Source organism: Streptomyces sp. 2P-4, assembly GCF_030167965.1.
Taxonomy (GTDB): domain Bacteria; phylum Actinomycetota; class Actinomycetes; order Streptomycetales; family Streptomycetaceae; genus Streptomyces; species Streptomyces globosus_A.
Genome location: NZ_CP095011.1, coordinates 2,123,885 through 2,148,342, shown reverse-complemented (window position 1 = coordinate 2,148,342; position 24,458 = coordinate 2,123,885). Strand labels below are relative to the sequence as shown.

Annotated in this window: 21 protein-coding genes; 16 read left to right on the top strand and 5 right to left on the bottom strand. The window is 72.8% G+C overall.

Going from position 1 to position 24,458, the window contains the following annotated elements; all coding sequences use genetic code 11:
• The first annotated feature begins 162 nt into the window (after nt 1–162).
• The 4 genes from MUK52_RS08960 (at nt 163) to serA (ending at nt 5,556) form a co-directional block, all read left to right on the top strand.
• The gene (locus MUK52_RS08960) at nt 163–2,049 is read left to right on the top strand and encodes an acetolactate synthase large subunit (RefSeq protein WP_114054306.1); all 1,887 of its coding nucleotides are present in this window, start codon (nt 163–165) and stop codon (nt 2,047–2,049) included.
• Between the two features lie 31 nt (nt 2,050–2,080).
• Nucleotides 2,081–2,605, top strand: a complete 525-nt coding sequence (gene ilvN, locus MUK52_RS08955; protein WP_114054307.1) for an acetolactate synthase small subunit — start codon at nt 2,081–2,083, stop codon at nt 2,603–2,605.
• Nucleotides 2,606–2,699: 94 nt separating this feature from the next.
• A complete protein-coding gene (gene ilvC / locus MUK52_RS08950) occupies nt 2,700–3,701 on the top strand; it encodes a ketol-acid reductoisomerase (RefSeq protein WP_114054308.1) in 1,002 nt (333 codons plus the stop codon).
• 262 nt (nt 3,702–3,963) lie between these two features.
• Entirely contained in the window at nt 3,964–5,556 is a 1,593-nt protein-coding gene (gene serA / locus MUK52_RS08945; protein ID WP_284575482.1) for a phosphoglycerate dehydrogenase, read from the top strand.
• Nucleotides 5,557–5,641: 85 nt separating this feature from the next.
• Here serA and MUK52_RS08940 read toward each other — a convergent pair whose 3' ends face one another.
• The gene (locus MUK52_RS08940) at nt 5,642–6,937 is read right to left on the bottom strand and encodes a helix-turn-helix domain-containing protein (protein WP_284575480.1); all 1,296 of its coding nucleotides are present in this window, start codon (nt 6,935–6,937) and stop codon (nt 5,642–5,644) included.
• A 199-nt stretch (nt 6,938–7,136) separates the two neighbouring features.
• Here MUK52_RS08940 and MUK52_RS08935 point away from each other — a divergent pair, with 199 nt between their 5' ends.
• Both MUK52_RS08935 and pruA read left to right on the top strand, forming a co-directional pair.
• The gene (locus tag MUK52_RS08935) at nt 7,137–8,063 is read left to right on the top strand and encodes a proline dehydrogenase family protein (protein WP_284575479.1); all 927 of its coding nucleotides are present in this window, start codon (nt 7,137–7,139) and stop codon (nt 8,061–8,063) included.
• A 19-nt stretch (nt 8,064–8,082) separates the two neighbouring features.
• Complete coding sequence (pruA, locus tag MUK52_RS08930; protein WP_114054312.1) at nt 8,083–9,714, top strand: L-glutamate gamma-semialdehyde dehydrogenase; 1,632 nt, start codon at nt 8,083–8,085, stop codon at nt 9,712–9,714.
• Nucleotides 9,715–9,797: 83 nt separating this feature from the next.
• Here pruA and MUK52_RS08925 read toward each other — a convergent pair whose 3' ends face one another.
• Entirely contained in the window at nt 9,798–10,499 is a 702-nt protein-coding gene (locus MUK52_RS08925; RefSeq protein WP_114054313.1) for a nitroreductase family protein, read from the bottom strand.
• A 443-nt stretch (nt 10,500–10,942) separates the two neighbouring features.
• Here MUK52_RS08925 and MUK52_RS08920 point away from each other — a divergent pair, with 443 nt between their 5' ends.
• On the top strand, nt 10,943–11,485 hold the full coding sequence (locus tag MUK52_RS08920; protein ID WP_114054314.1) for a GNAT family N-acetyltransferase: 543 nt from the start codon (nt 10,943–10,945) through the stop codon (nt 11,483–11,485).
• Nucleotides 11,486–11,506: 21 nt separating this feature from the next.
• Here MUK52_RS08920 and MUK52_RS08915 read toward each other — a convergent pair whose 3' ends face one another.
• Nucleotides 11,507–12,520, bottom strand: coding sequence for an NADP-dependent oxidoreductase (locus tag MUK52_RS08915; protein ID WP_114054315.1), 1,014 nt, complete (start codon nt 12,518–12,520; stop codon nt 11,507–11,509).
• Nucleotides 12,521–12,622: 102 nt separating this feature from the next.
• Between MUK52_RS08915 and MUK52_RS08910 the strand changes: the two genes are divergently transcribed.
• The 4 genes from MUK52_RS08910 to MUK52_RS08895 all read left to right on the top strand — a co-directional run bounded on the left by MUK52_RS08910 (nt 12,623) and on the right by MUK52_RS08895 (nt 16,437).
• Nucleotides 12,623–13,513: a LysR family transcriptional regulator gene (locus tag MUK52_RS08910; RefSeq protein WP_284575475.1), complete on the top strand. Its 891-nt coding sequence runs from the start codon at nt 12,623–12,625 to the stop codon at nt 13,511–13,513.
• 269 nt (nt 13,514–13,782) lie between these two features.
• Complete coding sequence (locus MUK52_RS08905) at nt 13,783–13,917, top strand: hypothetical protein (RefSeq protein WP_281277907.1); 135 nt, start codon at nt 13,783–13,785, stop codon at nt 13,915–13,917.
• A gap of 159 nt (nt 13,918–14,076) precedes the next feature.
• Entirely contained in the window at nt 14,077–15,117 is a 1,041-nt protein-coding gene (locus MUK52_RS08900; protein ID WP_284575472.1) for a 3-isopropylmalate dehydrogenase, read from the top strand.
• Between the two features lie 234 nt (nt 15,118–15,351).
• A complete protein-coding gene (locus MUK52_RS08895; protein WP_114054317.1) occupies nt 15,352–16,437 on the top strand; it encodes a branched-chain amino acid aminotransferase in 1,086 nt (361 codons plus the stop codon).
• 96 nt (nt 16,438–16,533) lie between these two features.
• Here the strand turns inward: MUK52_RS08895 and MUK52_RS08890 are convergent, their stop codons facing one another.
• Nucleotides 16,534–16,698: a hypothetical protein gene (locus MUK52_RS08890; RefSeq protein ID WP_284575469.1), complete on the bottom strand. Its 165-nt coding sequence runs from the start codon at nt 16,696–16,698 to the stop codon at nt 16,534–16,536.
• Between the two features lie 46 nt (nt 16,699–16,744).
• Nucleotides 16,745–18,178 carry a cytosine permease gene (locus MUK52_RS08885; protein WP_114054318.1) on the bottom strand — a complete coding sequence of 478 codons (1,434 nt, stop codon included), beginning with the start codon at nt 18,176–18,178 and terminating at the stop codon, nt 16,745–16,747.
• A 157-nt stretch (nt 18,179–18,335) separates the two neighbouring features.
• On the opposite strand from MUK52_RS08885, the gene ureA reads away from it, so the two are divergent.
• The 5 genes from ureA (at nt 18,336) to cimA (ending at nt 24,412) form a co-directional block, all read left to right on the top strand.
• Nucleotides 18,336–19,064 (top strand): urease subunit gamma, encoded by a 729-nt coding sequence (gene ureA, locus MUK52_RS08880; RefSeq protein WP_284575467.1) that lies wholly within the window; start codon nt 18,336–18,338, stop codon nt 19,062–19,064.
• Nucleotides 19,061–20,794 (top strand): urease subunit alpha, encoded by a 1,734-nt coding sequence (locus MUK52_RS08875; RefSeq protein WP_114054320.1) that lies wholly within the window; start codon nt 19,061–19,063, stop codon nt 20,792–20,794. The genes ureA and MUK52_RS08875 overlap by 4 nt, the downstream gene beginning before the upstream one ends.
• Before the next feature lie 28 nt (nt 20,795–20,822).
• A complete protein-coding gene (locus MUK52_RS08870) occupies nt 20,823–21,869 on the top strand; it encodes an agmatine deiminase family protein (RefSeq protein WP_114054321.1) in 1,047 nt (348 codons plus the stop codon).
• Between the two features lie 28 nt (nt 21,870–21,897).
• The gene (locus MUK52_RS08865; RefSeq protein WP_284575466.1) at nt 21,898–22,506 is read left to right on the top strand and encodes a TetR/AcrR family transcriptional regulator; all 609 of its coding nucleotides are present in this window, start codon (nt 21,898–21,900) and stop codon (nt 22,504–22,506) included.
• A 283-nt stretch (nt 22,507–22,789) separates the two neighbouring features.
• Nucleotides 22,790–24,412: a citramalate synthase gene (gene cimA, locus MUK52_RS08860; protein WP_284575464.1), complete on the top strand. Its 1,623-nt coding sequence runs from the start codon at nt 22,790–22,792 to the stop codon at nt 24,410–24,412.
• Nucleotides 24,413–24,458 lie beyond the last annotated feature (46 nt).

The following is a 24,458-nucleotide window of genomic DNA, read 5'->3' as shown; positions in this document are numbered from 1 at the left end:
CGAATTCTCGTACTTGGAAAGCGCGTCGGCTGAAGCCGGGACCTGCATGTCCCCGCTCCGTGCACCCGACGCGCTCCCCTCGCTTGCCATCCGGCACGAGGGGTTTTTTGTTGCACTGGCACACCTTCGAACCGTCGTAAAACCCTCAGCTTCGAGAAGAGAATGCCGATGACCGAGCAGGCCTCCGGGGCCCAGCATCCGCAGCCGCGGCCCCGTTCCGGCGGACAGCAGCCCGCCGCCGTTGAGCACGTCACGGGTGCGCAGTCCCTCATCCGCTCTCTCGAAGAGGTGGGGTGCGACACCGTCTTCGGCATTCCGGGCGGCGCGATCCTCCCGGCGTACGACCCGATGATGGACAGCACCAAGGTCCGCCACATCCTGGTCCGGCACGAGCAGGGCGCCGGCCACGCGGCCACCGGCTACGCGCAGGCCACCGGCAAGGTCGGCGTCTGCATGGCCACCTCCGGCCCCGGCGCCACCAACCTCGTCACCCCGATCGCCGACGCGCACATGGACTCCGTCCCGCTCGTCGCCATCACCGGCCAGGTCTCCTCCAAGGCGATCGGCACCGACGCCTTCCAGGAGGCGGACATCGTCGGCATCACCATGCCGATCACCAAGCACAACTTCCTGGTCACCAAGGCCGAGGACATCCCGAAGACCATCGCCGAGGCCTTCCACATCGCGTCCACCGGCCGCCCGGGCCCCGTCCTCGTCGACATCGCCAAGGACGCCCTCCAGGCCCGCACCGCCTTCTCCTGGCCGCCCGCCCAGGACCTGCCCGGCTACCGCCCGGTCACCAAGCCGCACGCCAAGCAGATCCGCGAGGCCGCCAAGCTGATCTGCCAGGCCAAGCGCCCCGTCCTGTACGTCGGCGGCGGCGTCATGAAGTCCGGCGCGACCGCCGAGCTGAAGGTCCTCGCGGAGCTGTCCGGCGTCCCGGTCACCACCACCCTGATGGCGCTGGGCTCCTTCCCCGACAGCCACCCGCTGCACATCGGCATGCCGGGCATGCACGGCGCGGTCACCGCCGTCACCGCCCTGCAGAAGTCCGACCTGCTGATCGCGCTCGGCACCCGCTTCGACGACCGGGTCACCGGCAAGCTCGACAGCTTCGCCCCCTACGCCAAGGTCATCCACGCGGACATCGACCCCGCCGAGATCGGCAAGAACCGCGAGGTCGACGTCCCGATCGTCGGCGACGCCCGCGAGGTCATCGCCGACCTGATCCAGGCGATCCAGGCCGAGCACAACGACGGCAACGCCGGCGACTACGCCGCCTGGTGGAGGGACCTCAACCGCTGGCGCGAGACCTACCCGCTGGGCTACGACACGCCCGACGACGGCATGCTCTCGCCGCAGCAGGTCATCCAGCGCATCGGCGAACTCGCCCCGCCGCACACGGTCTTCGCGGCCGGCGTCGGCCAGCACCAGATGTGGGCCTCGCACTTCATCCAGTACGAGGAGCCCCGCACCTGGCTCAACTCCGGCGGCGCCGGAACCATGGGGTACGCGGTCCCCGCCGCGATGGGCGCCAAGGTCGGCGCCCCGGACCGCACGGTCTGGGCGATCGACGGCGACGGCTGCTTCCAGATGACCAACCAGGAACTCGTCACCTGCGCCCTGAACAACATCCCGATCAAGGTCGCGATCATCAACAACGGCGCGCTGGGCATGGTCCGCCAGTGGCAGACCCTCTTCTACAACCAGCGGTACTCCAACACCGTGCTGCACGCCGACGACACCGGCCACGACACCGTCGGCTCCCAGCTCGGCGAGTCGACCGCGCCCCGCAAGGGCACCCGCGTCCCGGACTTCGTCAAGCTGTCCGAGGCGATGGGCTGCGTGGCGCTGCGCTGCGAGGACCCGGCCGACCTCGACAAGGTCATCGCCGAGGCCAACGCCATCAACGACCGCCCCGTCGTCATCGACTTCATCGTCCACGAGGACGCCATGGTGTGGCCGATGGTCGCCGCCGGCACCTCCAACGACGAGGTCATGGCCGCCCGGGGCGTCCGTCCCGACTTCGGCGACAACGAAGACGACTGAGCCGGAAGAGCCGAGAGAGAGAACGCCCCACATGTCCAAGCACACGCTCTCCGTCCTGGTCGAGAACACCCCCGGCATCCTGGCCCGGATCGCCGCCCTGTTCTCCCGCCGCGGGTTCAACATCGACTCCCTCGCGGTCGGCGTCACCGAGCACCCCGACATCTCCCGCATCACGATCGTCGTGAACGTCGAGGACCTCCCGCTGGAGCAGGTCACCAAGCAGCTGAACAAGCTGGTCAACGTGCTCAAGATCGTCGAGCTGGAGCCGTCCAACGCCATCGAGCGCGAACTCGTCCTGGTGAAGGTCCGCGCCGACAACGAGACCCGCTCGCAGATCATCGAGATCGTGCAGCTCTTCCGCGCCAAGACCGTCGACGTCTCCCCGGAGGCCGTCACCATCGAGGCCACCGGCGGCGCCGACAAGCTCGGCGCCATGCTGAAGATGCTGGAGCCGTTCGGCATCAAGGAGCTCGTCCAGTCCGGCACGATCGCCATCGGGCGAGGCGGACGGTCCATCACGGACCGCAGCCTGCGCGCGCTCGACCGCAGCGCCTGACCCTTTTGGCTCTCGCATCGCGAGACCAGGAAACTTCGTCCACGTTCCCCGCCGTACGGTGGGAGCAACACCAGCGCACCAAGGAGATATCCCAGTGGCCGAGCTGTTCTACGAGAACGACGCCGACCTGTCCATCATCCAGGGCCGCAAGGTCGCGGTCATCGGCTACGGCAGCCAGGGCCACGCCCACGCGCTGTCGCTGCGTGACTCCGGCGTCGACGTCGTCGTCGGCCTGAAGGAGGGCTCCAAGTCCAAGGCCAAGGCCGAGGAGCAGGGGCTGAAGGTCCTGCCGGTGGCCGAGGCCGCCGAGTGGGCGAACGTCATCATGATCCTGACGCCGGACCCGCTCCAGGCCGAGATCTACGAGGAGTCCGTCAAGGACCACCTGAAGGAGGGCGACGCGCTCTTCTTCGGCCACGGCTTCAACGTCCGCTACGGCTTCATCAAGCCCCCGTCCAACGTGGACGTCGCCCTCGTCGCCCCGAAGGGCCCGGGCCACCTGGTGCGCCGCCAGTACGAGGAGGGCCGCGGCGTCCCGTGCATCGCCGCCGTCGAGCAGGACGCCACCGGCAAGGCCTTCGACCTGGCCCTCTCCTACGCGGCCGGCATCGGCGGCACCCGCGCCGGCGTCATCAAGACCACCTTCAAGGAGGAGACCGAGACCGACCTGTTCGGTGAGCAGGCCGTCCTCTGCGGTGGCGCCTCCGCCCTGGTCAAGGCCGGTTTCGAGACCCTGACCGAGGCCGGCTACCAGCCGGAGATCGCCTACTTCGAGTGCCTGCACGAGCTGAAGCTCATCGTGGACCTCATGTACGAGGGCGGCCTGGAGAAGATGCGCTGGTCGGTCTCCGAGACCGCCGAGTGGGGCGACTACGTCACCGGCCCCCGCATCATCACCGACGCCACCAAGGCCGAGATGAAGAAGGTCCTCGCCGAGATCCAGAGCGGCGAGTTCGCCAACACCTGGATGGCCGAGTACAAGGCCGGCCTGCCGAAGTACAACGAGTACAAGAAGGCCGACGAGGAGCACCTGCTGGAGACCACCGGCAAGAAGCTGCGCAAGCTGATGAGCTGGGTCGACAGCGACGAGAACTGACCCGCGGCGGGGCCGGGCGCACACCGCCCCGGCCCCGCGCCGGGCAGCCAGGAGCGCAGACCTCGGCAGCGTGGCTTGTCCACCCCGGCCAACCCCGGACGGGTGATCCTTACGGACAGGCGGAAACCGGTTTCGGATCCGCCACTACACTGCTCAACACAACGCGTCAGGCCCACAGTGTCGTGCGTCTTCCACGCGGCTAGCCCCTCCACCGCCTGCGGCCGTCGGGACGGCCGTCCGCACTGGACTTGTGAGGACCCACGTGAGCTCGAAACCTGTCGTACTCATCGCCGAAGAGCTGTCGCCCGCCACCGTCGAGGCGCTCGGCCCGGACTTCGAGATCCGGCACTGCAACGGCGCCGACCGCGCCGAGCTGATCCCCGCCATCGCCGACGTCGACGCCGTCCTGGTGCGCTCGGCGACGAAGGTCGACGCCGAGGCCATCGCCGCCGCCCGCAAGCTGAAGGTCGTCGCCCGCGCCGGAGTCGGCCTCGACAACGTCGACGTCTCCGCCGCCACCAAGGCCGGCGTGATGGTCGTGAACGCGCCGACCTCCAACATCGTCACCGCCGCCGAGCTCGCCTGCGGCCTGCTGATCGCCACCGCCCGCCACATCCCGCAGGCCAACACGGCCCTGAAGAACGGCGAGTGGAAGCGCAGCAAGTACACCGGCGTCGAGCTCAGCGAGAAGACCCTCGGCGTCGTCGGCCTCGGCCGGATCGGCGTGCTCGTCGCCCAGCGGATGTCCGCCTTCGGCATGAAGGTCGTCGCCTACGACCCCTACGTGCAGCCCGCGCGCGCCGCCCAGATGGGCGTCAAGATGCTCGCGCTGGACGAGCTGCTGGAGGTCGCCGACTTCATCACCGTCCACCTGCCGAAGACGCCGGAGACGATCGGCCTCATCGGCGACGACGCCCTGCACAAGGTGAAGCCGTCGGTCCGGATCGTCAACGCGGCGCGCGGCGGCATCGTGGACGAGGCCGCGCTGTACTCCGCGCTCAAGGAGGGCCGCGTCGCCGGCGCCGGCCTCGACGTGTACGCGAAGGAGCCCTGCACGGACTCCCCGCTCTTCGAGCTCGACCAGGTCGTGTGCACCCCGCACCTCGGCGCGTCCACGGACGAGGCCCAGGAGAAGGCCGGCATCGCCGTCGCCAGGTCGGTGCGCCTCGCCCTGGCCGGCGAGCTCGTCCCGGACGCGGTCAACGTCCAGGGCGGCGTGATCGCCGAGGACGTCCGCCCGGGCCTGCCGCTGGCCGAGAAGCTCGGCCGGATCTTCACCGCGCTCGCCGGCGAGGTCGCGGTCCGCCTCGACGTCGAGGTGTGCGGCGAGATCACCCAGCACGACGTGAAGGTGCTGGAGCTCTCCGCCCTCAAGGGCGTCTTCGAGGACGTCGTCGACGAGACGGTCTCCTACGTCAACGCCCCGCTGTTCGCGCAGGAGCGCGGCGTCGAGGTCCGCCTGACCACCAGCTCGGAGTCCCCGGACCACCGCAACGTGGTGACCGTCCGCGGCACCCTGTCGGACGGCCAGGAGGTGGCGGTCTCCGGCACCCTGGCCGGCCCCAAGCACCTCCAGAAGATCGTCGGCGTCGGCGAGTACGACGTGGACCTGGCGCTCGCCGACCACATGGTCGTGCTGCGCTACACCGACCGGCCCGGCGTCGTCGGCACCGTCGGCCGGATCCTCGGCGAGGGCGGCCTGAACATCGCGGGCATGCAGGTGGCGCGGGCGGAGGAGCACGGCGAGGCGCTCGCCGTCCTCACCGTGGACGACACCGTTCCGGCGGCCGTGCTGGCCGACATCGCGGAAGCGATCGGCGCGACCTCGGCCCGCACGGTGAACCTGGCCGGCTGACCGGGTACGCGACCGCGCGCCGCCGTACGCCGCCCGAGGGCCCGGGGAGCAGTCCCCGGGCCCTTCGCGCGCGTCGCACCGGCCGTCAGGCGTGCAGGCGGGCCGTCTTGAGGGCCATGTGGAGGAGCAGGCGGTCCTCGCCCTCGTCGAGGTCGAGCCCGGTGAGCTGCTCCACCCTGGCCAGCCGGTAGTACAGGGTCTGGCGGTGGATGCCCAGGGCCGCCGCCGCCCGGCCGGCCTGGCCCGCGCAGTCCAGGAACACCTCCGCCGTCCGGGCCAGCTCCCGCTGCGCCGGGCCGAGCAGGGGGCGGGCCGCCGGGTCGTCCGCCGGGGCGGCGGAGGCGAGCGCCGACAGCATCCGGTACGGGCCGAGCGCCGACCAGCGGGCCACGGGGCCGAGCCGCGGCTGCGCCGCCGCCGCCCGGGCCGCCGCCGAAGCCTGCGCCCAGGCGTCCGCGAGCCCCCCGAGACCCCGGCCCGGCTCCGCGATCCCCGCGGCCGGGCCGCCGGGCGCGCCCGCCGGGGCCGCGCCGCCCGCCGTACGGGCCGCGCCCGCCGCTCCGGACACCGCCGCGCCCGCCGTCGCCGTACGGGCCGCAGCGCCTGCCGCCGCGCCCGTCGCCGTACGGGCCGCCGCGCCTCCGGTCCCGGGCCCGAGCAGGCGGGACGCCACCGCCTCCGCCGGGCCGAGGGCGTCCGCCGCGCGGAGTCTGACCAGCAGCGCCAGTGCCCGGCCCGGGGCGGCGTCCGCCTCCGGCCCGCGGCCCGGAACCACGCACACCGCGGCGGCCCCCGGCACGGTGGCCGGGGCCTCACCGGTCCAGGGGGCGACGCACACCACCGTGTGCAGCTCGTCCGCGGCCGCCGGGCCGAGCGCCGCCCGGAGCGCCGAGACGGCCATGTCCTGCTGCCAGCCGCGGCCTGCGGTCAGCACCGCGAGGAACTCCCGCGACAGGTCGGCGCCCGCCTTGGCCTCCTCGGCGAGGAGGACGCCGATCCGGTCCGCCACCTCCATGGCGGCGGCCAGCGCCTCCGGCGCCGGTCCCGGCTCCCGGTCCAGCAGCCACACGTATCCCTGCACGATCCCGCGGTAGCGCACCGGCAGGCAGATCCGGCCCCGGAAGACGCCCGCGTCCGGCGCTGCCGGGATCCGGACGGGGCCGGTGGCGCGGGCGATGCCGAAGCCCTCGAACCAGGACCGAACGGCCGCCGTCGACCCGCGGGTCAGGATCGACCGGGTCCGCACCGGGTCCATGGCGAGGTCGTCGTCGCTGTCGTGCGCGCCGAAGGCGATCAGGCGGAAGTCCCGGTTCTCCAGTGTCGCGGGGGCGCCGAGCAGCGCGGAGATCTCGTCCACCAGGTCCTGGTAATCGCCTTTCACCCGGCCATTCTCCCACCGCAAACCCGTCTTTCAGACAGGTGTATGAGATCGCGGACACGGATGCGTGACAGCTGTCGATGGCAGAGGATCGAGTCCATCCTTAGGTTTCACGGTGGTTTCACTTGCGTTCTCCCCGCGGTCCCCGCCCACCCCCTGCGGGGGGCCCGTGACTGCTTCTGCCACCCGTTGGAGGTGCCCCGTGCTGGGTCCCGCGATCCTCGCCGCCTCGCGCAGCGACAAGATGCGCCGAATCGTCTCTGCCGCCCCGGTGACCAAGCCCGTGGTGACCCGCTTCATCCCCGGTGAGACGGTCGACCAGGTCATCCCCATCGTCGAGGACCTCGCCCGCAAGGGCCTCGAGGTGACCCTGGACGTCGTCGGCGAGGACATCACCACGGTGGAGCAGTCGTACGCCGCGCGCGACGCCTACCTGGAGCTCGTCGCCCGCCTGAAGGACCTCGGCCTGGGCGAGAAGGCCGAGATGTCGGTGAAGCTCTCGATGTTCGGCCAGGCGCTGGAGGGCGGCCACGAGCTCGCCCTCGCCAACGTCCGCCCGGTCGTCGAGGCCGCCGCCGCGATCGGCACCACGGTCACCCTCGACGCCGAGGACCACACCACCCTCGACTCGATGTTCGCCATCCACGAGGAGCTGCGGAAGGACTTCCCGCAGACCGGCTGCGTCATCCAGGCGTACCTCTTCCGCACCGAGGCCGATGCCCGCCGCCTGGCCGACGCCGGCAGCCGCGTCCGCATCGTGAAGGGCGCCTACAAGGAGCCCGCCGAGGTCGCCTACCAGGACAAGGGCGAGATCGACAAGGCGTACGTCCGCATCCTGAAGACGCTCATGGAGGGCAAGGGCTACCCGATGATCGGGTCCCACGACCCCCGCCTGATCGCCATCGGGCAGGAGCTCGCCCGCCAGGCCGGCCGCAAGCTCGACGAGTACGAGTTCCAGATGCTGTACGGCATCCGCAGCGAGGAGCACCTGCGGCTCGCCGCCGAGGGCCACCGCATGCGGGTCTACACCGCGTACGGGACCGACTGGTACGGCTACTTCATGCGCCGTCTCGCCGAGAAGCCCGCGAACCTGCTCTTCTTCCTCCGCTCGATGATCACCAAGAACTAGGTCAAGGAGTTTCAGACCCATGGATGCTGTGACCCAGGTCCCCGCCCCGGTCAACGAGCCGGTCCACTCGTACGCTCCCGGCAGCCCCGAGCGCGCGCGGCTCGAGGAGCAGCTGAAGCTGCTCTCCGAGAACCCGATCGAGCTGCCGATGACGATCAACGGCGTCAAGCGGATGGGCGGCGGAGAGCGCTTCGACGTGGTCCAGCCGCACGACCACAAGTCGGTGATCGGCACCTACGCCAACGCCACCGCGGCCGACGCGCAGGACGCCGTCGACGCCGCCCTGGCCGCCGCCCCGGCGTGGCGCGCCATGTCCTTCGACGACCGCGCCGCGATCATCCTGCGCGCCGCCGAGCTGCTGGCCGGCCCGTGGCGCGAGAAGCTGGCCGCCTCCACCATGCTCGGCCAGTCCAAGACCGCCCAGCAGGCCGAGATCGACACCCCCTGCGAGCTCGTCGACTTCTGGCGCTTCAACGTCCACTTCGCCCGCCAGATCCTGGCCGAGCAGCCGGTCGCGAACTCCGCCGGCGTGTGGAACCGCAGCGACCACCGCCCGCTGGAGGGCTTCGTCTACGCGATCACGCCGTTCAACTTCACGGCGATCGCCGGCAACCTGCCGACCGCCCCCGCCCTGATGGGCAACGTGGTCGTCTGGAAGCCGTCCCCCACGCAGACGCACTCCGCCGTCCTGCTGATGGAGCTCCTGGAGGAGGCCGGCCTCCCCAAGGGCGTCATCAACCTCGTCACCGGCGACGGCATCGCCGTCTCCGAGGTGGCCCTGAACCACCCGGAGCTCGCCGGCATCCACTTCACCGGCTCGACCAAGACCTTCCAGTACCTGTGGAAGACGGTCGGGAACAACATCGAGAAGTACCGCTCCTACCCGCGCCTGGTCGGCGAGACCGGCGGCAAGGACTTCGTCGTCGCGCACCCCTCCGCGGACCGCGCCGTCCTGAAGACCGCCCTGACCCGCGGATCCTTCGAGTTCCAGGGCCAGAAGTGCTCGGCGTCCTCCCGCGCCTACATCCCGGCGTCCATCTGGAACGACGGCTTCAAGGAGCAGTTCGCCGCCGAGGTCGACGGCATCGCCATGGGCGACGTCCGCGACCTGTCGAACTTCATCGGCGCCGTCATCGACGAGCGCTCCTTCGCGAAGAACAAGGCCGCGATCGACCGCGCCAAGGCCGACCCGTCCTGCACGATCGTCGCGGGCGGCAGCTACGACGACTCCGAGGGCTACTTCGTCCGCCCGACGGTCATCGAGTGCACGGACCCGGAGAACGAGGTCTTCACGACCGAGTACTTCGGCCCCATCCTCGCCGTCCACGTCTACGAGGACGACAGGTTCGACGAGATGCTGGAGCAGATGGAGTCGGTCTCCGACTACGCGCTGACCGGCTCGGTCATCGCCGGCGACCGCTACGCCGCCGCCCACGCGATGGACAGGCTCCGCTTCGCCGCGGGCAACTTCTACATCAACGACAAGTCGACCGGCGCCGTCGTCGGCCAGCAGCCCTTCGGCGGCGGCCGCGCCTCCGGCACCAACGACAAGGCCGGCGCCGCCAGCAACCTCCAGCGCTGGGTCTCGACCCGCTCCATCAAGGAGACGCTGGTCCCGCCGACCGAGTACGGCTACCCGCACATGGGCTGATCCCGGCCCCGCCCGACCCCGCCCCCGCTCCGGTACCCCCAAGTCCGGAGCGGGGGCGGTCTCCATTCCGGGCCGCCGCGGGCTCAGACCTCCACCAGCACCTGCTCCAGCGTCTTGCGGACCAGGTCCGGGACCTCGCAGTCGTCCGCCGGGTAGCCGACCGGGACCACGGCGAACGCCTTCTCGTTCTCCGGCCGGCCCAGTACGTGCGCGAGGAACCGCATCGGGCTCGGGGTGTGCACCAGCGCGGCCAGGCCGGAGAGGTGCAGCGCGCTCAGCAGCATGCCGACGGCGATGCCGACCGATTCGTCGACGTAGTAGTGCTTGCGCCTGCTGCCGTCCTCGCCCAGCCAGTAGCGCTGCTGGAAGACGACGATCAGGGCGGGGGCGTCCGTCAGATGCGTCTTGACGGCGTCCGTGCCGAGCGGGCGCAGGGCCGCCAGCCACTCGTCGCCGAGGCGGCCCTCGTACGAGAGCTGCTCCTCCTGCTCGGCGGCGGCCCGGATCTGCCGGCGCACCTCCGGGTCCTTGACCAGGACGAACGTCCACGGCTGCTGGTGCGCCCCGGAGGGCGCCGTCGCCGCGCAGGCGATGGCGTCGCGGACGGCCTGCTCCGGCACCGGGTCGGGGGAGAACGCACGGACGGTGCGCCGCTGCCCCATGCGCTCGCGCAGCTCCGCGGCGCGCTCCAGGGTCCGGCCGGCCGGCATCCGCTCGGGCCGGTAGGCGACGGGACGGTACGGCTCCCCGTGCACGGGGGTCCACTGCTGGGCGGTAGGTGACATGGGGCGAGTGTGCCGGGGGTGGCCCGAGCGGGCCAGTGCCCCGGCACGGGCGTTTGTCCCGTTCTGCGGGGACGGGGCGGGAATGGCAGCGGCGAGCACCGGCCGATTCGCCGGAGGGCGGTCCGGCTGCGGCGTGCCGGCGGTCCGGGGCCGCCCCGGCACCCGCCCGGCCGGCCGGGCAGGGCGCATGCCGCCGGGGCGGGGCGTGCGGACCCCCGCCGACCTGCGGGAAACGGCCCGCACGGACCCGGAGCGCGCGCGGCCCGGCGGGCGCGGAGCCGTACGCACGCCCCCCGCCGGGCCGGGGCGTCCGTACGGGCGGCAGGCGGCTGCGGGTTCCGCATTCCGGATGGTCCGCCTGTTTCCGGCCCTTCCGGCGGGGCCGGGCGGCCGGTTCGCGACGGCCCGGCGGCGGCCGGACGCCCGCGCGGCACACTGGGGGCATGACCGGCACCCGCACGCGCCTCGCGCACACCTCGCAGCTGGCGGCCGGGGAGCTCTCCGCCGTACGGGGGCTCCTCGACGGCGCCTTCGACGGCGACTTCGGCGAGGAGGACTTCGAGCACGCCCTCGGCGGCATGCACGCCCTGGTGTACCGCGGAGGGGAGCTCCTCGCGCACGGCAGCGTCGTCCAGCGGCGCGTCGTCCACGCGGGCCGCGCCCTGCGCTGCGGATACGTCGAGGCCGTCGCGGTCCGGGCGGACGCGCGGCGGCGCGGCCTCGGCGGCGCCGTGATGGCCGCCCTGGAGGACGTCATCGGACGGGCCTACGTGCTCGGCGCGCTCTCCGCCTCCGACGAGGGCGCCGCCCTGTACGGGGGCCGCGGCTGGTCGGTGTGGGGCGGCCGGATCGGCGCCCTGTCACCCGGCGGCCCGGTCCGCCTGCCGGAGGAGGAGGGCTCGACGTACGTGTGGGCGCCGGACGGGGCCCTGCCCGCGCCCGCCGAGGGCCTGTGGTTCGACTGGCGCGACGGCGACGTCCTGTAGTACCCGGCCGCGCCTGCCCGTTCAGCCGGGCAGGCGGACCAGCATCTTGCCGGTGTTGTCGCCGCGCAGGACCCCGAGGAACGCCTCCACGGTGCGGTCGATCCCCTCCACGGCGGTCGTGTCGGTGCCCACGCGCCCGCTGCGCAGGTGCGGGACGAGGAAGTCCTCCAACTCCTCCTGGAGGCCGGTGTGGTGGCGGACCAGGACCCCCTCCAGGCGGAGCGACTTGTGCACCACCTCGAAGAGGTTGCGCGGCGCGGCCGGCGAGCGGTCCCCGTTGTACGTCGAGACGGCGCCGACCCAGGCAATCCGCCCGAACTCCCGCAGCGCGCCGATGGCCCCCTCCAGGTGGTCCTTGCCGACGTTGTCCACGTACACGTCGATGCCGTCCGGCGCCGCCTGGGCGAGCAGCTCGCCGACCGGGCCGTCGTGGTAGTCGAACGCCGCGTCGAAGCCGAGCACACCGGTGAGGTGGCGCACCTTCGCCGGGGTGCCCGCGCTGCCGATGATCCGGCGGGCGCCCAGCAGCCGGGCGATGTGCCCGACGGCGGTGCCGACCCCGCCGGCCGCGGCCGACACGTACAGGTCCTCGCCCGCGCGCAGGCCCGCGGTCCGGGTGAGCGCGGCGTACGCGGTCAGGCCGGTGCCGCCGAGGATGCCGAGGTGGGCCTCCAGCGGGACGCCCTCGTGGCGGCGGATCCTGCGCGTGCCGTCCTCGCCGAGCGCCACCAGCGCGTGCGTGCGCCAGCCCTGGCGGTGGAAGACGAGGTCGCCCTCCTCCAGGCCCGGGTCGCGGGAGGCGACCACCCTGCCCACGGCGCGGCCCTCCAGCGGGGCGCCCAGCGCGAAGCCCTCCTCGCCGCCGTCCATCATCCCGCGGTGGTAGGGGTCCACGGACAGCAGGAGGTTCTGCACCAGGGCCGTCCCCGGCGCGGGCTCCGGCACCGGCATGCGGGCCAGGGTGAAGTCGGAGGCGGAGGGGAAGCCGGAGGGGCGGGCGGTCTGGTGCACGGCGTACGCGGTGTTCTCGGTCATGGCGGGGACGTTAGGGAGGAATCCCCGGGCCGGGCAGGGGGTTGGGCTCATGGAAGCACCCGATACATGAACACCGCTCATACACCGAGGTGAAAGCCGCCCATGACAGCCCGACAGGCCGAACTCGCCCCGCACGAACTGCGGATCCTCCTCGCCGTCGCCGAGACCGGCGGCTTCTCGGCCGCCGCGGCGCGGCTCGGACTGACCCAGTCCGCGGTCTCCCACTCGGTGCGCGGCAGCGAGGCCAAGGTCGGCGCCGTCCTCTTCGAGCGCGGGCGGACCGGCGCCGTGCCCACCGCGGCGGGGGAGCGGGCCGCGGCCCTCGCCCGGCGGATCCTGCGGATGTACGAGGTCTTCGGCGCGGAGGTCCGTGCGGCCGCGGCCGGCGGCTCCGGCGCCGACGGCGCACTGCAGGGGGTGCTGCGCATCGCCGCGTTCCGCAGCGCGGCCCTGCACCTGCTGCCGCCCGCGCTGGAGCGGCTTGCCGCCCGGCACCCCGGGATCCGCGCGGAGGTACGGGTGGTGCGGGAGGTGGGGGAGGGGGCCGCGGGGGAGGTGGTCGCGGGGAGGGCCGACCTCGGGATCGCCACGCTGGACCCCGCCGCCGGGCTGCCGCCGGGGCTGCTGGGCGGGGTGCTCGTGCAGGAGGCGTACGCGCTGGTGCACCCGGCCGGGCACGCCGACCCGAAGTCGCTGCCCCTGCTCGACTGGGACGAGAACTGCGGCTCCTACACCCGGGAGTGGTGGCGGTCCCAGGACTGGATCCCGCGCGCCACCGTGAAGGCCGAGGACGACGGGATGGTGCTCACCATGGTGGGCCGCGGGCTCGGCATGGCGATCATGCCCGAGCTGTCGCTCCGCGAGGCGGGAAACGCGGTCGCCGTCACCGGTCTGGGCCCCTCGGGGCCCGTCCGGAACGTGGGATACGTCACCACCCCGGAATCCGCCTCCACGGTCGCCGTCAGGGCTCTGATCAGGGAACTTCGCCAGTAGAGGGGCTGAGAACGGAGGGCCTGGGGCGGGCCGTCCGGGAGATTGGCCGTCTCAGATAGTAGGAAGTCCGAGTAATTGCGCAGACATACAGCGGAAGCTGTCCTAGTTTTGTAGAAGCCGAACGTCTCGCCGATCCGGCGAATGGCGGCCCGCGGCGCGCGCCCCGAACAGGCAATCCCTGTGGCGCAGCGCCCCCGCCCCTTCCGGCGCCTTGAAGGAACCCCTCATCCGCGGCTGTGCCGCGCCGTGATCTCAAGGAGTCGATCACCATGACCAAGACCACCCCCGCCGCCCCCCGCCGCGTCCGCCGCTCCGCCGCCGCCGACGCCGACCGCAGGAACGCCGCCGCGGCCCTGCAGCGCGCCCTGGACCGCCGCGACAACGGCGGCGCGACCGGCCACTGACCCGGCGCCCGGGCCGGGCGCCCGGCCCGGCCCGGCCCCGCTAGGCCTCCCGCCCTGCGCCCCGGCCACGCCCCCGCCGCACCGATCGCCCGCGACACGCGCTGTCCAGATGGTGGACGCAATATGTCTGAGGGCTGGGACACGGAGTACGGTTCCGACATGTCGACCAGCATCAATCTCGCAGTGATCCCCGGTGACGGCATCGGCCAGGAAGTCGTGGCCCAGGGCCTGAAGGTCCTCGCCGCCGTCCTGCCCCAGGACGTGAAGCTGGAGACCAGGGAGTACGACCTCGGCGCCCAGCGCTGGCACCGCACCGGCGAGACCCTGCCGGACGCGGAGCTGGAGGCGCTGAAGGCCCACGACGCGATCCTGCTGGGCGCCATCGGCGACCCCTCGGTCCCGTCCGGCGTCCTGGAGCGCGGCCTGCTGCTGAAGCTCCGCTTCGCCTTCGACCACTTCGTCAACCTGCGCCCGTCGAAGCTGTTCCCGAACACGGACACCCCGCTCGCCGGCCGCCCGGAGATCGACTTCGTCGTGGTCCGCGAGGGCACCGAGGGTCCGTACACCGGCAACGGCGGCAGCCTGCGCACCGGCACCCCCGCCGAGGTCGCCACCGAGGTCAGCGTCAACACCGCCTACGGCGTCGAGCGCGTCGTCCGCGACGCGTACGAGCGGGCCGCCGCCCGCCCCCGCAAGAAGCTGACGCTCGTGCACAAGAACAACGTCCTCGTGTACGCCGGGCACATGTGGAAGAACATCTTCGACAAGGTGGGCCGCGAGTACCCGCAGGTCACCACCGACTACCTGCACGTCGACGCCGCGACGATCTTCTTCGTCACGCAGCCCGAGCGCTTCGACGTCATCGTCACCGACAACCTCTTCGGCGACATCCTCACCGACCTGGCCGCGGCCGTGACCGGCGGCATCGGCCTCGCCGCCTCCGGGAACATCAACCCGACCGGCGCCTTCCCCTCCATGTTCGAGCCCGTCCACGGCTCGGCCCCCGACATCGCGGGCACCGGCAAGGCCGACCCCACCGCGACCGTCCTGTCCGTCGCCCTGATGCTGCGCCACCTCGGCCGCGAGGAGCAGGCCGTCCGCATCGAGGACGCGGTCGCCGCCGACCTCGCGGAACGGGACGGCACCTTCCGCAGCACGGACCGGATCGGCGACGCGCTCGCCGCACGAGTAGCCGGCTGACCCGGCTGCCACCGCCGCAAGGAAGCCGCCGGGTCGCGCGAACACCGCACCCGGCGGCTTTTCCTGCGCGGCCCCGGGTGCCACCATCTCCCCTGGGCCGCAACCTCCCCGCTTCACCGAAGCCGCATCGCGCGCGATAATCGAACGCGAGACCGCGGAATGCGGGGAAAGCTCGGACGTCCTGGACGCCGTGAGCGCGGTCCGCCCTACCCAACCGGTGAAGGACAAGCACTCATGACGACGCCCACGATCGAGCTCAAGCCCTCCTCGAACCCGCTGTCCGATGCGGAGCGCCAGGCGATCCTCGCCAGCCCCGGCTTCGGCCGCCACTTCACCGACCACATGGTGACGATCAAGTGGACCGAGGGGCGCGGCTGGCACGACGCGGAGCTCGTCCCGTACGCGCCGCTGTCGATCGACCCCGCGAACATGACGCTGCACTACGCGCAGACGATCTTCGAGGGGATGAAGGCCTACCGCCAGCCCGACGGCACCGTGGCCACCTTCCGCCCCGAGGCCAACGCCGAGCGCTTCCAGGCCTCCGCCCGCCGCATGGCCATGCCCGAGCTGCCGGCCGAGCTCTTCATCGAGGCCTGCGACGCCCTCATCAGGCAGGACAGCGCCTGGGTGCCCTCCTCCGGCGAGGCCTCCCTCTACCTGCGGCCCTTCATGTTCGCCACCGAGGTCGGCCTCGGCGTCCGCCCGGCCAACGAGTTCCTCTTCATGGTCATCGCCTCCCCGGCCGGCGCCTACTTCGCCGGCGGCGTCAAGCCCGTCTCCGTCTGGCTCTCGGAGGAGTACGTGCGCGCCGTCAAGGGCGGCACCGGCGCGGCCAAGACCGGCGGCAACTACGCGGCCTCCCTCGTCGCCCAGGCGCAGGCCGCCTCGCACGGCTGCGACCAGGTGGTGTGGCTCGACGCCGTCGAGCACCGCTGGATCGAGGAGATGGGCGGCATGAACCTGTACTTCGTGTACGGCGACCGCATCGTCACCCCGGAGCTGACCGGCTCGCTCCTGCCCGGCATCACCCGCGACTCGCTCCTCACCATCGCCCGCGACCTCGGCTACACCGCCGAGGAGGGGCGCATCTCCACCGAGGACTGGCAGCGCGACAACGAGAACGGCACCCTGACCGAGGTGTTCGCCTGCGGCACCGCCGCCGTCATCACGCCCGTCGGCTCCGTGAAGTCGGAGAAGGCCTCCTGGACGCAGGGCGACGGCGAGCCCGGCGAGGTCACGATGAAGCTCCGCAAGGCGCTGCTCGACCTCCAGACCGGCCACCGCGCCGACACCCACGGCTGGATGCACCCCCTCGGCTAGGACAGGCCCTGGTCCGCGCCTGCCGACCGGAGCGAAACGGAGGCCCCCCGCCGTGCGGGGGGCCTCCGCCGTGCCGGGCCGGGCGGGGGAGCGGGGTCAGCGCTCCTCGGCCGCCCCGTCGCCCGCCTGGTCCCGGCGCCGCTCGTCCTTGCGGCGCTCACTGCCGTCGGGGACGGCGCCCACCAGGAAGTCGCCGAAGGCGTAGGCCAGGCCGGCGACCCCCTTGACGACCCTGCCCGCCACGTACACCAGCTCTTCCACGGCGCCTCCCCTTGGCTGTGCTCTCCGGCCGTGCCCTCGTCGTGCCCTACTCGGCCGCCGCGCCGGCGGCGACCGCCCCTGCCGGCTCCGCGGCCGCGGTGCTCCGCGGCCGGACCGCCGGCGCCGCGTACACCGCGCCGCCGATCAGCCCCGACAGGACGAAACTGCAGTCCACCCCGCCGGTGAGGGCCAGCAGCGGGCCCTCGTACAGCGGTGTCGACACGGCGGCCAGGCCGACCGCGGCGCCCGCCGCCCAGGAGGCGGTGGCGCGCAGGTTCCACCCGCCGCTGTACCAGTAGACGCCGCCGCGGGCCCGGCGGTTGAACACCTGGAGGGATTCGGCGTCGTACTCCCCGCGGCACCGGCGGTAGCCGATCAGGGTGATCACGGCCCAGGGGGTGCCGATCGCGGTGAGCAGCAGCACGAACGAGGTCATGGCGGACTGCACGTCCCACTCGAAGGAGCCGACGAAGACGAAGGCGGTGGCGACGGCGGCCGCGGCCAGCGTGGCCGCCGTGCGCGTGGCCCGGGGCACGATGGCGTCGAGGTCCAGGCCCATCGAGTAGAGCATCAGCCCGGCGTTGCCGACCGAGCCGGCGGCCGCGGCGGCCAGCAGCGGCGCCAGGTACCACAGCGGTGCTGCGGCGACGAGCGGCCCCGCGTAGTCGGCGCCCGCCCGTGCGGCGAGCGCGGTGTACGTGCCGAACAGCTGCGGCACGAGCAGTCCGGCGAGGAGCCCGAGACAGGTGGCCCGCAGCACCGTGCGGGGGCTGTGCCGGCGCGGCGAGACGTAGCGGGTGTAGTCGCCGAGCAGGGTGATGAACGCGACGGGGCCGCTGAGCCCGGCCGCGACGGCTGCCAGCAGCCACGTCGGCCAGAACGAGCCGAGCAGGTATCCGGTCCCGGGCGGGGCGGCGGCGGTGAAGCCGGGTGCGTAGGCGGCGACGCCGAGGGCCAGCAGGAGGAGCATGGCGACGGAGAGCAGCTTGCTCATCCGCAGCAGCAGCCGGTAGCCGAAGACGGCGGCGGCCGCGGTGAACACTGCGAGCCCGCCGTACATCGCCGCCCGCACCGCCCCGGTGTCCGGCAGGCCGGTCAGCCGGGCGAGGGCGGCGGCCATGACGTCGCCGCCGATCCACAGGGTCAGGGCGGTGTAGCCGAGGGACAGCAGCAGCCCCACCACCGAGCCGACGAGCCGGCCGCGGACCCCGAACTGGGCGCCGCTGGAGGTGGAGAGGTTGGTGGCCGTGCGCAGGGAGACCAGGGCGAGCGGCGCGGTGAAGGCGATGCCGGCGAGGGTTCCGGCCACGATGGCGGTGACGGACGGGACCAGGCCCAGCCCGAAGGACGGGGGCAGCCAGCCGAACACGATCACGCCGAGGCACAGATTGGAGCCGAGCAGGATCGAGACGAGGTCGCGGGGGCCGCTGGTCCGCTCCTCCTCCGGGATGGTGTCGACTCCGCGCTGTTCGATGGGCATGGGGGGACTCCCTTGGGCAGGGCGGGGGGTGGTGGCGCTTTGTTTGAGCGGCATTCAATGTGACTCAGGGCCTGGTGTGCGGTCAATGGTTCCGTGGCATGCATTCCAGAGTTAGAGTGATGCTCTAACTCATCGAGTCAAAAGGTGGTGGATCGGCGTGCGGCTGACCCCTACGGAGCGCGACCGCCTGCTGCTGCGCAGCGCCGCGGAACTGGCCCGGGCCCGGCGGGCCCGCGGACTCCGCCTCAACGTCCCCGAGGCCACCGCGCTCGTCGCGGACACGGTGTGCGAGGCCGCCCGCGACGGGAAGCGCCTGGCGGAGGCCATCGAGGAGGCGTCCTGCGTCCTCGGCCCGGACGACGTCCTGCCCGGCGTCGCCGACGTGGTCGCCGAGGTGCACGTCGAGGCCGTCTTCGACGACGGCTCCCGCCTCGCGGTGGTCCCCTCGCCGATCCGCGGCGCCGCGCTCCTCGGCGACGACGCCCCCGGCGCCGTCGTGCCCGGCCCCGGCGCGCCGCAGCCGGAGCCGGCCCTCAGGCTGCGGGTGCGCAACACCGCCGCCGTGCCGGTGAGCGTCACCAGCCACTTCCACTTCTTCGAGGCCAACCCGCGGCTCGACTTCGACCGGGCCGCCGCCTACGGCATGCGCCTGTGCGTCCCCGCCGGCTCGTCCGTCCGGTTCGACCCGCACGGCGAGGGCGAGGTCGGCCTCGTCCCCCTCGGCGGCGACCGCATCGCCGTCGGCTTCGCCGGGCTCGTCGACGGGCTGCTCGACGCCCCGGGGGCCAAGGAGGAGGCCCTGCGCCGGGCCGCCGCCTGCGGCTACCTGGGTGCGGAGGCGGCGGGCGGCCGCCCGGCGGGCGCCGGGGAAGGGGAGCGGGCATGAGCAGGCAGACCAGGCACAGCGACCACTGCGCGCCGGGCAGCCGGCACATCGACCCGCACGAGTACGCCGCCGTCTTCGGCCCCCGCGCGGGCGACCGGGTCCGCCTCGGCGACTCGGGGCTGACCGTACGCGTCGAGCACGACGCCCAGAAGCCCGGCGACGAGTTCCTCGCCGGCTTCGGCAAGACCGCCCGCGACGGGCTGCACCTGAAGGCCGCCGCGGTCCGCGAGACCTGCGACGTCGTCATCAGCAACGTCCTCGTCATCGACGCCGTCCTCGGCATCCGCAAGGTGTCCGTCGGCATCCGCGAGGGCCGCATCCACGCCATCGGCCGGGCCGGGAACCCCGACACCCTCGACGGCGTCGACGTCGTCGTCGGCACCGGGACCAGCATCGTCTCCGGCGAGGGCCTGATCGCCACCGCCGGCGCCGTCGACACCCATGTCCACCTGCTGTCCCCGCGCATCATGGAGGCCTCGCTCGCGGCGGGCGTCACCACCGTCATCGGCCAGGAGTTCGGCCCCGTCTGGGGCGTCGGCGTCAACTCCCCCTGGGCGCTGAAGCACGCCTTCAACGCCTTCGACGCCTGGCCCGTCAACATCGGCTTCCTCGCCCGCGGCTCCTCCTCCGACCCGGCCCCCCTGGTGGAGGCCCTCGCCGAGGGCGGCGCGAGCGGGTTCAAGGTCCACGAGGACATGGGCGCCCACACCCGCGCCCTCGACACCGCCCTGCGCGTCGCCGAGGAGCACGACGTGCAGGTCGCCCTGCACTCGGACGGCCTGAACGAGTGCCTCTCCGTCGAGGACACCCTGCGCGTCCTGGAAGGCCGCACCATCCACGCCTTCCACATCGAGGGCTGCGGCGGCGGGCACGTCCCCAACGTGCTGAAGATGGCGGGCGTGCCGAACGTGATCGGCTCCTCCACCAACCCCACGCTGCCCTTCGGCCGGGACGCCGTCGCCGAGCACTACGGGATGATCGTCTCCGTCCACGACCTCAAGCCCGACCTGCCCGGGGACGCGGCGATGGCCCGCGACCGGATCCGCGCCGGCACCATGGGCGCCGAGGACGTCCTCCACGACCTGGGCGCCATCGGCATCACCTCCTCCGACGCCCAGGGCATGGGCCGGGCCGGCGAGACCGTGCGCCGCACCTTCGCCATGGCCGCCAAGATGAAGGCCGAGCTCGGCCCGATGGACGGCGACGGCGAGGGCGACGACAACGCCCGCGTCCTGCGCTACATGGCCAAGCTGACCATCAACCCGGCGATCGCCCATGGCCTGGCCCACGAGATCGGCTCCATCGAGGTCGGCAAGCTGGCCGACATCGTGCTGTGGCGCCCCCAGTTCTTCGGCGCCAAGCCGCAGCTCGTCCTCAAGTCCGGCTTCCCCGCGTACGGCGTCACCGGCGACCCGAACGCCGCCACCGACACCTGCGAACCGCTGGTCCTCGGACCGCAGTTCGGGGCGTACGGGGCCACCGCCGCCGACATCTCCGTCGCGTTCGTCTCGGCGGCCGCCGCGGCCCTCGGCGGGGACGCCATGCCGACCCGCCGCCGCCGCGTCGCCGTCCGCGGCACCCGCGGCATCGGCCCCGCCGACCTCCTGCTCAACTCCCGGACCGGTGCGGTCGACGTCGACGCCCGCACCGGGCTCGTCACCCTCGACGGCGACCCGCTGCACTCCGCCGCGGCCGACTCGGTCGCCCTCAACCGCCTGTACTTCCTCTGAGCCGGCACACCCCCTAAGGACCCCTGCCATGACCAACCCTGTCGCCGACGGATTCCGGATGCCCGCCGAGTGGACGCCCCACGAGCGGACCTGGATGGCCTGGCCCAGCCCCAACCCCACCTTCACCGGCGAGCGGGAGCTGGCGGAGGCCCGCGAGGCCTGGGGCGCCGTCGCCCGCGCGGTGCGCGCCCACGAGCCGGTGACGCTGGTCGCCGCCCCGGGAGACGCCGAGGGAGCCCGGGCGGTCGCGGGAGCCGGCCCCGGCCACCCCCTCACGGTCGTCGAGCGGGAGCTCGACGACGCCTGGATGCGCGACATCGGCCCCACCTTCGTCACGGACGGCCGGGGCGGCCTCGCCGCCGTCGACTGGACCTTCAACGGCTGGGGCGCCCAGGAGTGGGCACGCTGGGAGCACGACTCCAAGATCGCCCGGCACGTGTCCGACCTGGCCGGCACCCGCACCTACAGCACGCCCCTGGTCAACGAGGGCGGCGCCCTCCACGTCGACGGCGAGGGGACGGTCCTGCTCACCGACACCGTCCAGCTCGGCCAGGGCCGCAACCCCGGCTGGACCCGCGAGCAGGTCGAGGCCGAGATCCACGCCCACCTCGGCACCACCAAGGCCATCTGGCTGCCGTACGGCCTCGCCGGCGACTACGGCACCTACGGCACCCAGGGCCACGTCGACATCGTCGCCGCCTTCGCCCGCCCCGGGGTGGTCGTCGTGCACACCCAGCCGGACCCGGCCCACCCCGACCACGAGCGCTGCAAGACCATCGCCGCCCTCCTGCGCGCCGCGACCGACGCGCAGGGCCGCCGGCTGGAGGTCGTCGAGGTACCGGCCCCGACCGTCCTGGAGGAGGACGGGGAGTGGGTCGACTACTCCTACATCAACCACTACCTCTGCAACGGCGGCGTCGTGCTGTGCGCCTTCGGCGACCCCCGCGACGAGGAGGCCGCCGAGATCTTCCGCGGCCTGTTCCCCGACCGGACCGTGACGCTCGTCGACGCACGTACGATTTTTGCCGGGGGTGGCGGCATCCACTGCATCACCCAGCAGCAGCCGAAGGTGTGACCTGCGGCCGATCGACGAGGAGTGGGCCATGGCGGCGGGTGGAGCACGCGCGGCACGGAAGAACGCGCCGCCGCGCGAGGACGTCCTCGCCGCCGCGATGGCCACCATCGCCGAGCGCGGCCTGGACGGCCTGACCATGGCCGGCCTGGGCCGCCAGGTCGGCATGAGCAGCGGCCACCTCCTCTACTACTTCGGCAGCAAGGACGAGCTGCTGCTCCAGACGCTGGAGTGGAGCGAGGCCGCCCTCGGCGCCGAGCGGCGGGCCCTCCTCGCCCGCCGCGGCACGGCCCGCGAACGCCTGGAGGCGTACGTCGACCTGTACGTCCCCGACGGGGCCCGCGACCCGCACTGGACGCTCTGGCTGGAGGTCTGGAACCGCTCGCAGGACGCCGGCCCCGGCGAGCGCGAGCGGCAGGCCGCCATCGAGGGCGCCTGGCACCGCGACCTGGTCGCCCTCCTCGCCGAGGGCATCTCGCGCGGCGAGTTCAAGGCGGTGGACCCCGACCGCGAGGCCTCCCGGCTGCGGGCCCTGCTGGACGGGTTCAGCATCCAGGTCGCCGTCGGGCTGCCCGGCATCGGGCGGCGCGACATCCTCGACCACGTCTCGGAATTCCTTGATCAGTCTCTCGTATCGTGAGACGGCCCGGACGCTCCGCGGCACGGTGTGCCAGACTGCCGATGTGCTTGCTCAGCTCATGATTATCGGCAGCAGCGCGCCGGTCCGCAGTGGCCGCTGAACCCGTGGAAGACCTTCGCGGCGGCGGCCACCGTGCCCCTGACCCGCGCGCAGACCTCTCGCACCCGCGAGGGGTCTTTTCGTTTACCGGCTCCCATCAGGCCGGGACGGCAGCGCGCGCGATGATGGGGGCAGTGGAACCCGGGCACCCGGAAACCACTCACCCGACAGGAGTCAGACCCGCATGACGACGACACCGGCCACCGCGCCCGTGCAGGGACCCGACGACGGCTTCCACGTCTTCGACACGACCCTGCGCGACGGCGCCCAGCGCGAGGGCATCAACCTCACCGTCGCGGACAAGCTGACCATCGCCCGGCACCTGGACGACTTCGGAGTGGGCTTCATCGAGGGCGGCTGGCCCGGCGCCAACCCCCGCGACACCGAGTTCTTCGCCCGCGCCCGCGCCGAGATCGACTTCAGGCACGCCAAGCTCGTCGCCTTCGGCGCGACCCGGCGGGCCGGCGGCACCGCTGCCGAGGACCCGCAGGTGCGGGCCCTCCTGGAGTCCGGCGCGCCGGTGATCACCCTCGTCGCGAAGTCCCACGACCGGCACGTCGAGCTCGCCCTGCGCACCACCCTCGAAGAGAACCTGGAGATGGTCCGCGACACCGTCTCCCACCTCGTGGCCGCCGGCCGCCGCGTCTTCGTCGACTGCGAGCACTTCTTCGACGGCTACCGGGCCAACGCCGAGTACGCCAAGGCCGTGGTCCGCACCGCCCACGAGGCCGGCGCCGACGTCGTCATCCTCTGCGACACCAACGGCGGCATGCTGCCCGCGCAGATCACCGCCACCGTCTCCACGGTCCTCGCCGACACCGGAGCCCGCCTCGGCATCCACGCCCAGGACGACACCGGCTGCGCCGTCGCCAACACCCTCGCCGCCGTCGACGCGGGCGCCACGCACGTCCAGTGCACCGCGAACGGCTACGGCGAGCGCGTCGGCAACGCCAACCTCTTCCCGGTCGTCGCCGCCCTGGAGATCAAGTACGGCCGGCGCGTCCTGCCCGACGGCGCCCTCGCCGAGATGACCCGCATCTCGCACGCCATCGCCGAGGTCGTCAACCTCACCCCCTCCACGCACCAGCCGTACGTCGGCGTCTCCGCCTTCGCGCACAAGGCCGGCCTGCACGCCTCCGCCATCAAGGTCGACCCCGACCTCTACCAGCACATCGACCCCGAGCGCGTCGGCAACACCATGCGCATGCTGGTCTCCGACATGGCCGGCCGCGCCTCCATCGAGCTCAAGGGCAAGGAGCTCGGCGTCGACCTCGGCGGCGACCGCGCCCTGATCGCCCGCGTCGTCGAGCGCGTCAAGGAGCGGGAGCTCGCCGGCTACACGTACGAGGCGGCCGACGCCTCCTTCGAGCTGCTGCTGCGGGCCGAGGCCGAGGGCCGCGCCCGCCGGTACTTCCGCACCGAGTCCTGGCGCGCGATCGTGGAGGACCGCCCGGACGGCACCCACGCCAACGAGGCCACCGTGAAGCTGTGGGCCAAGGGCGAGCGGATCGTCGCCACCGCGGAGGGCAACGGCCCCGTCAACGCCCTGGACCGGGCGCTGCGGGTGGCCCTGGAGCGCTTCTACCCGCAGCTGGCCAAGTTCGAGCTGACCGACTACAAGGTGCGCATCCTGGAGGGCACGCACGGCACGGAGTCCACGACCCGCGTGCTGATCTCCACCACGGACGGCGTCCGCGAGTGGAACACGGTGGGCGTCGCGCCCAACGTGATCGCAGCCTCCTGGCAGGCCCTGGAGGACGCCATCACGTACGGGCTGCTGCATGCGGGGGTCGAGCCGGCCGAGTAGGACCCGGGCCCGGGTCCTTGCCGGGGCCCGGGATCCGGATACGCAT